At 35.2% G+C, this 10,357-nt stretch carries 7 protein-coding genes and 1 rRNA gene; 3 read left to right on the forward strand and 5 right to left on the reverse strand.

Annotated elements, in window-relative coordinates; genetic code table 11:
- Window positions 1-2 precede the first annotated feature (2 nt).
- Genes IWB64_RS20335 through IWB64_RS20345 form a run of 3 tightly spaced genes read left to right on the forward strand, consistent with a single transcriptional unit; the run spans window position 3 to window position 2,794 of the window.
- A complete protein-coding gene (locus tag IWB64_RS20335; protein WP_194535755.1) occupies window positions 3-1,019 on the forward strand; it encodes a LacI family DNA-binding transcriptional regulator in 1,017 nt (338 codons plus the stop codon).
- Window positions 1,020-1,035: 16 nt separating this feature from the next.
- Window positions 1,036-1,950 (forward strand): ThuA domain-containing protein, encoded by a 915-nt coding sequence (locus IWB64_RS20340; RefSeq protein WP_194535756.1) that lies wholly within the window; start codon window positions 1,036-1,038, stop codon window positions 1,948-1,950.
- Window positions 1,951-1,984: 34 nt separating this feature from the next.
- On the forward strand, window positions 1,985-2,794 hold the full coding sequence (locus IWB64_RS20345) for a DUF6503 family protein (RefSeq protein WP_194535757.1): 810 nt from the start codon (window positions 1,985-1,987) through the stop codon (window positions 2,792-2,794).
- Between the two features lie 115 nt (window positions 2,795-2,909).
- Here IWB64_RS20345 and IWB64_RS20350 read toward each other — a convergent pair whose 3' ends face one another.
- The 5 genes from IWB64_RS20350 to rrf form a co-directional block, all read right to left on the reverse strand.
- Window positions 2,910-5,165, reverse strand: a complete 2,256-nt coding sequence (locus IWB64_RS20350) for a DUF7133 domain-containing protein (RefSeq protein ID WP_194535758.1) — start codon at window positions 5,163-5,165, stop codon at window positions 2,910-2,912.
- Window positions 5,166-5,210: 45 nt separating this feature from the next.
- The gene (gene trhA / locus IWB64_RS20355; protein WP_194535759.1) at window positions 5,211-5,843 is read right to left on the reverse strand and encodes a PAQR family membrane homeostasis protein TrhA; all 633 of its coding nucleotides are present in this window, start codon (window positions 5,841-5,843) and stop codon (window positions 5,211-5,213) included.
- A 33-nt stretch (window positions 5,844-5,876) separates the two neighbouring features.
- Window positions 5,877-7,826 carry a sulfocyanin-like copper-binding protein gene (locus IWB64_RS20360; RefSeq protein WP_194535760.1) on the reverse strand — a complete coding sequence of 650 codons (1,950 nt, stop codon included), beginning with the start codon at window positions 7,824-7,826 and terminating at the stop codon, window positions 5,877-5,879.
- A gap of 9 nt (window positions 7,827-7,835) precedes the next feature.
- Window positions 7,836-9,719, reverse strand: a complete 1,884-nt coding sequence (locus tag IWB64_RS20365; protein WP_194535761.1) for a 3-keto-disaccharide hydrolase — start codon at window positions 9,717-9,719, stop codon at window positions 7,836-7,838.
- A 554-nt stretch (window positions 9,720-10,273) separates the two neighbouring features.
- Window positions 10,274-10,357 (reverse strand): 5S ribosomal RNA (gene rrf, locus IWB64_RS20370); the annotation flags it as partial.

The raw sequence follows: 10,357 nt of genomic DNA on the forward strand, positions 1-10,357 counted from the left end.
AAATGGCAAAAAAAATAACTATATATGACTTGGCACAGAAACTTAACATCTCTCCAGCCACCGTCAGCAGAAGTCTAAATGATCATCCGGCAATTAGTCAGAAGACAAAAGACAAAGTATTATTAGTAGCAAAAGAAACCGGCTACAGGATGAATAAGTTTGCGGCGAATCTGAGCAAACAAAAATCTAATACAATTGGAGTTATTGTTCCTAAGTTGAATTCTAACTTTATGTCTACGGTTTTGTCCGGTATTGAAAAGATTGCAAATGATGTTGGGTACAACCTAATAATTAGTCAATCTTTAGAATCTGAAGAAAAAGAAAAACTTAACGCAAAAACCCTTTTTGATAGTGGCGTGGATGCTCTACTTGTTTCACTGGCATACGAAACTGAAAACTTTGACCACTTTACCACTTATACGGACAGGAAGATTCCGCTCTTATTTTTTGATAGAGTGTGTGATTTGCCCAACTGTCCTACTATTTCTATAGATAATCATGCCGCAGGTTTTGATGCTACACAACACCTCATTGAACAAGGATGTAAAAATATTGTACATATAAGCGGAAGTCTTAAACGTAATGTTTATTCAGATAGATATGATGGTTATCAAAGAGCCTTATATAAAAATGATATACCGTTCAGAAAAGAAAACCTCTATGAGAGTGACCTTAGTATAGAGAACGTAAAAACATTTGTTGACCGAATAAAAAATTCAGAACATAAAGTGGATGGTATTTTTGTATCGAACGACACTTTTGCCGTACAATGTATACTAGGGTTAAAGAAAGAAGGCTACAGAGTACCAGAAGACATCAAAGTTATCGGGTTTAACAATGACCCTGTTTCCGAAGTAATATCACCCAATTTAACAACTATTGAATATCCCGGTTACAAAATGGGTATTCTAGCAGGAGAGAGCATCATCAGTCACCTTAGTGGTTCTATCAACATCCAATCTGCAGACCAAATCCTCATTAAACATAAATTAATTAAAAGAGAATCTACAAGACTCTAAAACACAATTATCACCGATGAAAAAGAACATTACCATCCTATTTTTATTTGTTACTGGTTTCATTTTTTCTCAGCAAATTGAAGAATTTAAAATTACAGAAGAATGGCTTGCTAAAATAGAACAGTTAGCTCCCTCTGAAACTACCGTTAAAAATGTGTCCAAAAAGAAAATACTAGTCTTCTCAAAGCCAACGGGATTTGACCATTGGACTATTCCTCATAATGTGGAAATGTTGAAAATAATAGGAAAAAAATCGAATGCTTTTGAAATACATGTTGGGTATGACATTGAGAGTTTTGATAAAAAGAACCTTAAAAAATATGATGCAATCGTTTTCAATAACTGTAATCCTTCCGGACCAAAAAGGGATTTATTTTGGGATTTATTGCACATGAACACCAATCTTCCTGACAATGATATAGCAGCATTATCAAAACAATATGAAACGAACATCATGAATTACGTGGCTAAAGGCGGCGGATTAATGATATTGCATGGTGCTATTACCGTTCAAAACAATTCTAAAGAGTTTAGCAAAATGACGGGCGGCAGCTTTGATTACCATCCTAAACCACAAGAAATGCATGTTAAGGAGGTAGACCCCATGCATCCTTTAGTACAGGCATTTAAAGGAAATGGACTTACACATGTTGATGAACCTTATTTTTTCAACAATGCATATTTTGATTATAATTTTAGACCATTGCTTTATATTGAAATAGATAAGTTGGTAGACATGAGGAAGGAAGTAGACGAAAAAATCAACTATGTTTCTTGGATAAAACGGCACGGGAAGGGACGTGTCTTTTATAGTTCTCCATCTCATAATGCCCAGAGTTTAGACCATCCAGAGTTGCTTCAATTTTTCTTAGATGGGTTGCAATATGTAGTAGGCGATTTAAAATGTGACGACTCGCCAATAGGAAAATAGATTGGGTTGAAGTAGTTTTGCTAGAAACAGCAATTTGAAAACGAACCACATTTCTATTATAGCATTATTTCTCTGTTTACTAATCTCATGTAAAGAGACAAAACAGAAGCCTAATAGTAAAATTTTAGATTCTTCCGTAACATCTTCAATAACCAAAGGCACGAGCCTGTTAGACAAATGTATAAATGCACATGGAGGCATTCAAAAATGGAGGTCGTTTACCGGTATTTCTTATAATTTAGAAGAAGACGGTGAGACAGTTTATCAACTTACCAATATAAAAGACCGCAGAGCCTACTTAAAATCTAACGATTACGAAGTAGGCTTTGATGGAAAAGTAGCCTGGGCAAAACCAGATGCTTCTAAAATTCCAGGGAAATCCGCTGCGTTTTATTATAACCTAGATTTTTATTTTTTAGGAGTTCCCTTTTTATTGAAAGATGCGGGAGTAGTCGCTACAGATGAAGGAACCTCCGTAATAAACGGTAAAAATTACGAGACTTTAAAAATTACTTTTGGCTCGGAAATAGGTCTTTCTCCTGAAGATGTATACTATCTATATTTAAACCCCGAAACTTTTAGGCTGGAGATACTCACCTATTCAGTCTCCTATTTTAAGAAAGAAAACGCACAAATAAATTCTGCTAAAACATATTCAGAATATAAAGAAGTACAAGGTATTATGATGCCAACAAAATTGGAGAATTTTGAATGGAAAGACGGAAAGTTAGGAAAAAGCACAAAACATATTCGTCTTTTTAGCGATATCCAGTTTCTGAATAAAATACCGGACCAATCTATTTTTAAAGCACCAGAAGGTTCTGTAACGGAAAGCATTAATTAAACTAAAATCTATTTCTTAGAATAATTTGTTAATTCCAACTATCTGAATTTAACCGCTAATATTTTTTTATTATTCGTGTAATAACGCTAATACACCTTTACAAGATATAAAACAGTTATTTACTTAAAGAATCTAACTTTTCCTCAAGTTCTTCCAGAGTATACTCTGATCCATTTTTGCTTTTCAATTCTCTGAGTTCTTTCACTTTTTCAGGACTAAAGCCTGAGGGGTTTTTAGAAAAAGCATTTGTAACATAAGAAATGATGGATGAAATATCTTTATCACTTAAAGATTCATTAGTATTTAATCCAGGCATAGCATGGTTTAAATTATATATTTTACCAGCTACCTCAATAGGCCCCTTAAGACCGTGTAATATTATCATTGTTAACTTTTCAGGAGGAAGTATGTGTTCTGATCCAACTAGAGGTGGGGCCAATTCTTCTGCGCCCGTTCCATTAACCAGATGGCAGGCTGCACAAATTTTTCGATATAATTTAGCTCCTTTTGTTCGAGAATCTTCATTTGCTCCCATACTGACGTAAATAGAATTTTTTTTATTTTCTTCTTTACGTTTAATATTTTTCGAAAATTGTTCTTGAAACAAACTATCTTCTATAATAGTCTTATTCAAATCAGTTAATACATCTTCATTCAATAGAGACATGCCACTTAACAGTGCTTCTGTAATTAACTGGCTATTCTCATGTCTTTCAACTAATCTTTTTATAATAGGATTAAAGTCATCTTTTGAAACGATAGACCACTTGCCCAATACTGTTGCTAAATACAAATCAACACCATTACTTTCTTTCTTAATTAGATTTCTAAATAGTTGCCTTGCTTTTTCCTTATTTTCTATAGTAACATAGTCTTCAAGAAGTACAAGTACATGACAAATAACATCCACATTACTTTTTTCCGCAATATTCAATAATAAATCAAAAGACAAACCTGTCCCTATACCATTGAGCGTATTAAGAGCGTGCATTTGGGCTATTGGATATTCAATATTTTGTGCTAACTGCTGAAGTTCCGTTACAACACTAACTTCTTCCTTATAAACCAATCGATGTTGTGCCTGATCTCTGATATAACCATTCTTGTGCTTTAATAACTCAACAAGTTCGTTAGAGGATACTTTATCTAGGTCCGGTACACTAAATTTTTCGATAGATTTTTTTCCCACTCGTAGAATGCGTCCAAAATTAATCAACGTATCCAACTGCATTTGTTTTGAGAGTTTTTTCAAATACGGACTTAGAAAGGCGTGATGTTGTATTATTCCTCTATGCATATCTATTACATACATACTACCATCCGGTGAGGTTGACAAATTAACTGGGCGAAAACCTTCATCCGTACTGGCTAAAAATTCTTTATCATGCCAAGCCTGTTGTCCTGTTATAGAATCCCCATAAAACGTTAATATATTTCTTTTGACGGCATTAATCTCTGGAATACAAACGAAGACATTTTGCTCATATTCCTCTGAAAAAACTCCTCCTCTATACACCAAAGGCCCACAAGCAGCTGTTACTTCCAGTAAAAGACTATCCTTATCTAACACTCCCTCTACATAACCACGATTGACTTTAGCAGCATGTAACGGATAAACTCTTTGGTCTTTACTAAGTTTTTGATTCACACCTTTTTGAGGTTGTAAAAATTCATTACGAATCATCCGATTTGGTAAAATATAATCCCCCAACAGCTGAGTAGAGTTGTTGTTATAATACAATCTACCCAAATTGTCATGAGACATACCCCATTGCCCACGATGTGTCGTAGGCTCCTTAATCCAATTTCCATTTTTACGTTGATATCTAAAATGAGAGCCTGCATTATAAATCCAATTATCAATATTTAATTCTAAACCGTTCGGTTGGTGTTCCGGATTACCTTCAAGAGCATAAAGAGAATCTACTAAAACCCGGTTTTGAGGTCTATCATTTTTATCAATCTCTACAAAATATAAGTTAGGTGGTTCTGCATATAACAACCCTCCATAAACTAAAGTCAATGCCCTTGGCATAACTAAACTATCGATAAATATTTTGGCATGATCCATTACTCCATCTTCATCCTTATCTTCCAAAATTTTGATTGCACCAGATGGTAAATCCTCATCAGTACCGGCAATATCTTGCATAAACCCTGACATCTCGGCAACCCAAATTCGGCCTTTAGAATCAAAATCAATTTGAACAGGAGCTTTTAAAAGTGGTTCTGATGCTATAACGTCTAGTTCAAAACCCGATTCTACCTCATAACCTTTTAAAGAAATACGGGGTTCATCATAAGAAGTGTTACAGTTGGTCAATAAAATAAGGAGAGTCCCAAGGAAAACAGGGTATTTAAAATACTTCATTCTACACAAAATCTTTATGCTATAATTATATCGTTTAAATATACATTAAACAACAATCAAATACGTGAGAAACCAATGAAAACCAGCACCAGCTAAAACAAAAAGATGCCATATGAAATGATTAAATGGTATTCGCTTCCACGCATAAAAGAGAATTCCAAAGGTATAAAAGAGCCCTCCAAGAAGCAACAACCAAATTCCTAGAGGTGACATACTGTTAAGAAGATTTTCATAATCCAATACAATCAACCATCCCATTGCCACATAAAACAATAAGGATTGAAATTCATATTTACCAGTATAAAATAACTTGAATAAAGTACCCACAAAAGCAATACCCCAAATGGCGTAGAAAATATTCCAACCGTTTCCATTGTATAATGTAATCAGAGCTATAGGCGTGTATGTTCCTGCTATTAAAAAATAGATATTTATATGATCAACAACCCGTAATTCACTCTTTAACCTTGGATTAGTAGTAAGGTGATAGACTGTAGAAACCCCAAACATAGAAATTAGGGTAAAAGAATAAAGTAAAATAGAGAATATTGAATAAGGTGATTTATTGACGTTTTTAACCAGCAATAATATCATCCCTATCAACGCCAATAATACCCCTACACCATGGGAAAAAGTGTTGAATTTTTCTTCTTTTGTAAATGCTATTTTTTCGTTCATGCAAGTAAATCAACAAGCACATTCAAAACTTAATTACTCTACAATAAGTTTTATCCTCATTGAAGCCGAATGTCCTGGAAAGGTACAAACAATACAGTATTCTCCTGCAAATTTAGGAACATCAAAATAAATTGTCTCATCTGTTTCTGGCTGCACTATTCCTGTATGAGCAAGTACCAAATCAGTATCTGGAACATAATTTAAATCTGCACCGTCCAACCCTAAATGTAGCGCCAAATCTCCAACTTTATCTACAGATTCTTTACCACGATCCGTTATTACTAAATTATGGAGCATATCATCATTATTACTAAATGTAATTGCAACTTTGGATTTTCTTTGCAGCTTAAGCTCTGCTATATCGTATTTTAAACCTGGTTTTGTACTAATTACTATTTCTTCATCTGGTCCGTTTACCCATGTCAAAGGCATTTCATTTACTCTTTTGGTCTGTACCAATCCATCCTTTCCATATGTATTCTCAATTGGAATTGATTTCAATGTACCTCCTGGAACTTCATTTAATGTATAGTATCCAATATCGTGTAAAAGCTTCTCCCCACTATTAGCTTTTAATTCTGGAATTTTCAATTGATGAATAAACCCCAGACGCATGCCATTTGCAGTCAATTTAACAGATAGCCCATCATCTGAAACATCCGCATTTGTTACCACAGCTTTCTGTTGATCAACAATAGGACTTCCGTAGGTATTATGGTACAAATAATTAAATGTTGTTATCTGATAGCTAGATATATCTCCTCCCATCTTTTTATTTATGGGCTTTGTAAATTCTAAAAAGAACCCATCATCTTCAGCCTTTATTGTTTTAACTTCAAATGGAACTTTACCGCTCCACTTTAACCTCTGTAGTCCGAACATTTTTTTACCGGTAGATGACCACCCTCTACTGGTCATACCAACAAACATACTGTTGTCACTACCCCACAACATTCTCAGAATTCCCGAAGAAAATCCCTCTACAAAAGGAAAAACTGCGCCTTGATAAATACCGTTTACCTTTTCCATATAAACACGCATAATCTTACTATGGCCTTGATCACCAACGAACATTTGCCCTTCAAAAGGTCCAAATTTGCCTTTTGTAGTATCATAAATCATATCTGAAGTAGAAATACCCAAAATAGTGTGTGGTAACCAAATGGCAGGAACTTTCAATTCAGGGACTTTTTTTGCATATTCATAAAGAGTTAGACCAGATTGCTCTTCTATATCTTCTTTTTTAAGTTTTAATGGCGATTTAGGGTCATCCGTCCATACCAAACCTTCCGGATTTCCTGCAAAATCACCTTTCTCTAGATGCGTTATTCGACCAGAGCCAACCCAATCCCCTTGGTTTTCAGAATAGAAAACATCACCTTCCGTATTAATTACAAAGCCAGAAGGAGACCGCAAGCCTGTGGCAATCGGAGTCATCTCCCCTTCAGGAGTAATCCTTAACATCCATCCTCTCCATTTAACCAAACTAGCTCCGTGACCTATCCAAGAGAGATTCAACGTTACCAACATATCTCCATTTTCAGTAAACTTGGGACCATAAGAATAGTCATGATAATTACCTGATAATGGCCATGAATAAATAGTTTTATACACATCTGCAATGCCGTTATTATCTTTGTCGTCAAGTCTAGTCAACTCACCTCTCTGAGCTAAATAAAAGCTCTTATCCTTATAATTTAAACCTAAGGCTTCGTGCATACCACTAGCGAATCTAGTGTAGTCTGGTGAATTACCGTAAGGTTTGTCAATAACCCATACCTCTCCTCTTCTTGTCGCAACACCAAGCTTATCCTCATCTGTCAAGGTCAAACCACCAACTTCTAACATCACATCATTGGGTATGGGAACATCCACAATACTGTAATACTGAGCCTCTTTTTTGGCCATGGCCGATTGCGCCGAGCCGAATTGAGAAATAAGAAATAGGGATGAAAAAAATAATATTCTATATAAAGTCTGCATGTTCTTCTTTTACCAAATGATACTATATTCAATCTTTTGTTCTCCTGCGGGAATCTTCACCAGCATCTCTTCTTTTCCATCCACACTGCGAATTACCGGAGACAAACTACAATTAGAAAAGTCAACAAAGTAACTCTCATCATTTATTATATAAGAACCATCGGGTAAATTTTTTATAGATTCACCCGATGCTATTTTATGCCAAATAATCCCTTCTCCTTTAAAGACAATTGTACGTTTAAGTTTACGTTGGTTTTCAACGGGAACAATAACATCGTCAATACTTCTAGAGCCCATTTTTCTAATAAAATGAGGAATACCGTTTTCGTCTAGCTCATAACCCTCAGATGATTGCAAATCAACTTCACTCAATACACAAGGCCATTTAGCATCATCAGCACTTAAAACCGAAAAATCTGGATTACCAGACAGTTCTATGACAAAACCCACGGCTACACCAAGTTGACGAGTTCCTCTAGAATGCCACATTTGTGTTGCATCTAAGAACTCACCGCTCCAAAGCTTTAACAAACAACCTGTAGCCAAATCATAGGCATAGTTAATTTTTTCTGGTGTACCAACGGATATTACATGCGTTCGTTTTTCTCCCTTGTGCATCATAAAACTACGTTGGGTAACTGCCTTATTAGTTGGCTCTAATATAATTCCTCCGTTGCTATTACCATTATCTGAATTAAATGAACTTGGAGCATGTAGCGGATTGTTTTCTATACCCGGTCCTTCTGCATATAAACTAAAACCAATTGCCCAAGGATTATGTTTATTGTATATCAGCCTAAAAGGTGCTTCTCCTTTTTCTAATAAAACTTTAGCGAGACCTTCATCATCATTAACAAAATTACCGTCCCTATTTACCAAAGTATCATTATCTATGATTAATAAACCACCGCCTTGGTTCAAACGAAAATCAAATAGATAGTCCCCAGATGTTGGCACAACAAGCTGACCTTTATAATCAAGAATGCGAGTAACCTTATCTCCAACTACCATAGCTGCTGAAATAGAATCAGTGATAACTTCCCGGATAGGCGTTAGGGAATCAACATTAGGTAAATCTACCCCAGCATACTTAAATTCTTTCATTTTCGTGTCACGAAAAGAAAGTCTAGTTTGATCAAACAATTTGTATTTGAAATTTTTAAACACAACGGGACCATGATCACCCTGAATCATTAATGGAGCCAATGCAACTTCATCCGCAGCACCTCCTCGTGTAGGACCAGAAACTTCAACATTTTCATGAATAAGTACGCCATTTAACCATACTTCCTTAAACTCGGCATTTTTAGTTTTAAACCCAGAAGTATCAAAATTGGGTGCATGAAAAATAATTCTAAAGTGTTGCCATAACCCAGGAGATTTTGATGCATTAATTTGCGGAGCATGACCCTCATATCCTTCTTTTCCCTTTTCTTTGGTTTTATCCCAACGCTGATAAATACCACCCATATCTACATATGAAGGTTCGGACACTTGCCAACTATCATAAAGCTGAACTTCATAACGACTTTGGAAATATAAACCTGAATTGGAACCCTTAGGCATCATAACATCGACCTCCAATTCTATATCCCCATGATCAAAATTAGTAAGAATTTGTTCTTTTACATCCTTCTGGGGAATGTTTACAAGTTCTCCTTTACCCTCTGTGGTAATTAATGTTTTGTCTTTGGTGCGGTCTATGGTAACACCTTCTACTATCTGCCAGTTAGCGGTAGTATTCTGAAACTCATCTAGATTATTTAAGTCAAGAGTTTGAAAGGGTAATGAGTATACTATTGAAACCTGACTGCTAACTATTTCTTTTTCACCTTTTTCGACACATGAAAACAACAATAGTCCAATCAATAAAATAGGTATTCTTATCTTCATTTGGTTTAGTTTGAAACCAAATTTATGTAATACTCATATAAACATGCATAACTTTTGATCTAATTAGTAGCACTTATATCCTAAAATGAAAAATTTGATAGTAATGAATGGTTATACCGAAAACTTATATATAGCAACGGTACTTGTCAAAAAATTTCCGGTCAGTTAAACAAATTCAAAATAAAACCAACCTGAAACAAAAATTCAAATTAAAGAGTTTTTAAAAAAACAATAGCCACTTTTTGACCAATTTTGGAATGCTAAATATTCTCCTGAATCATCCAAGACTCTTTTATTCAACCTAAAAGTCATCAATATCTGACATTACCCAAATTACTGAATACTTCCTATCCTATATCTGCCTTAAGAAATAGCTTTTAAAAATTTGGTACTATATCTGTTTAATTAAATTTCTGTCAAGACCGTTATAATATACATCTATCCGTAGAACTCCATAGCAACGGAAGTGATAAAAGAAGAAAAGTTGGAGGGCAATCGTGTATTTGGGATAAAAAAAAAGGTCCCGATCAGAATGAACTGATCGGGACCTCGAAGTAAGGCGGCTTCCTACTCTCCCACCTGTTGGCAGTACCATCGGCGCTAGCGGGCTTAACTTCCCTGTTCGGAATGGAAAGGGG

Source organism: Zobellia nedashkovskayae, from assembly GCF_015330125.1.
GTDB classification, from domain to species: Bacteria; Bacteroidota; Bacteroidia; order Flavobacteriales; family Flavobacteriaceae; genus Zobellia; species Zobellia nedashkovskayae.

Excerpts from the sequence above, each read along its gene's own strand:
- IWB64_RS20360 (WP_194535760.1), bottom strand. The coding sequence starts at position 7,826 with ATGCAGACTTTATATAGAATATTATTTTTTTCATCCCTATTTCTTATT.
- IWB64_RS20340 (WP_194535756.1), top strand. The coding sequence starts at position 1,036 with ATGAAAAAGAACATTACCATCCTATTTTTATTTGTTACTGGTTTCATT.
- IWB64_RS20335 (WP_194535755.1), top strand. The coding sequence starts at position 3 with ATGGCAAAAAAAATAACTATATATGACTTGGCACAGAAACTTAACATC.
- IWB64_RS20365 (WP_194535761.1), bottom strand. The coding sequence starts at position 9,719 with ATGAAGATAAGAATACCTATTTTATTGATTGGACTATTGTTGTTTTCA.
- IWB64_RS20350 (WP_194535758.1), bottom strand. The coding sequence starts at position 5,165 with ATGAAGTATTTTAAATACCCTGTTTTCCTTGGGACTCTCCTTATTTTA.
- trhA (WP_194535759.1), bottom strand. The coding sequence starts at position 5,843 with ATGAACGAAAAAATAGCATTTACAAAAGAAGAAAAATTCAACACTTTT.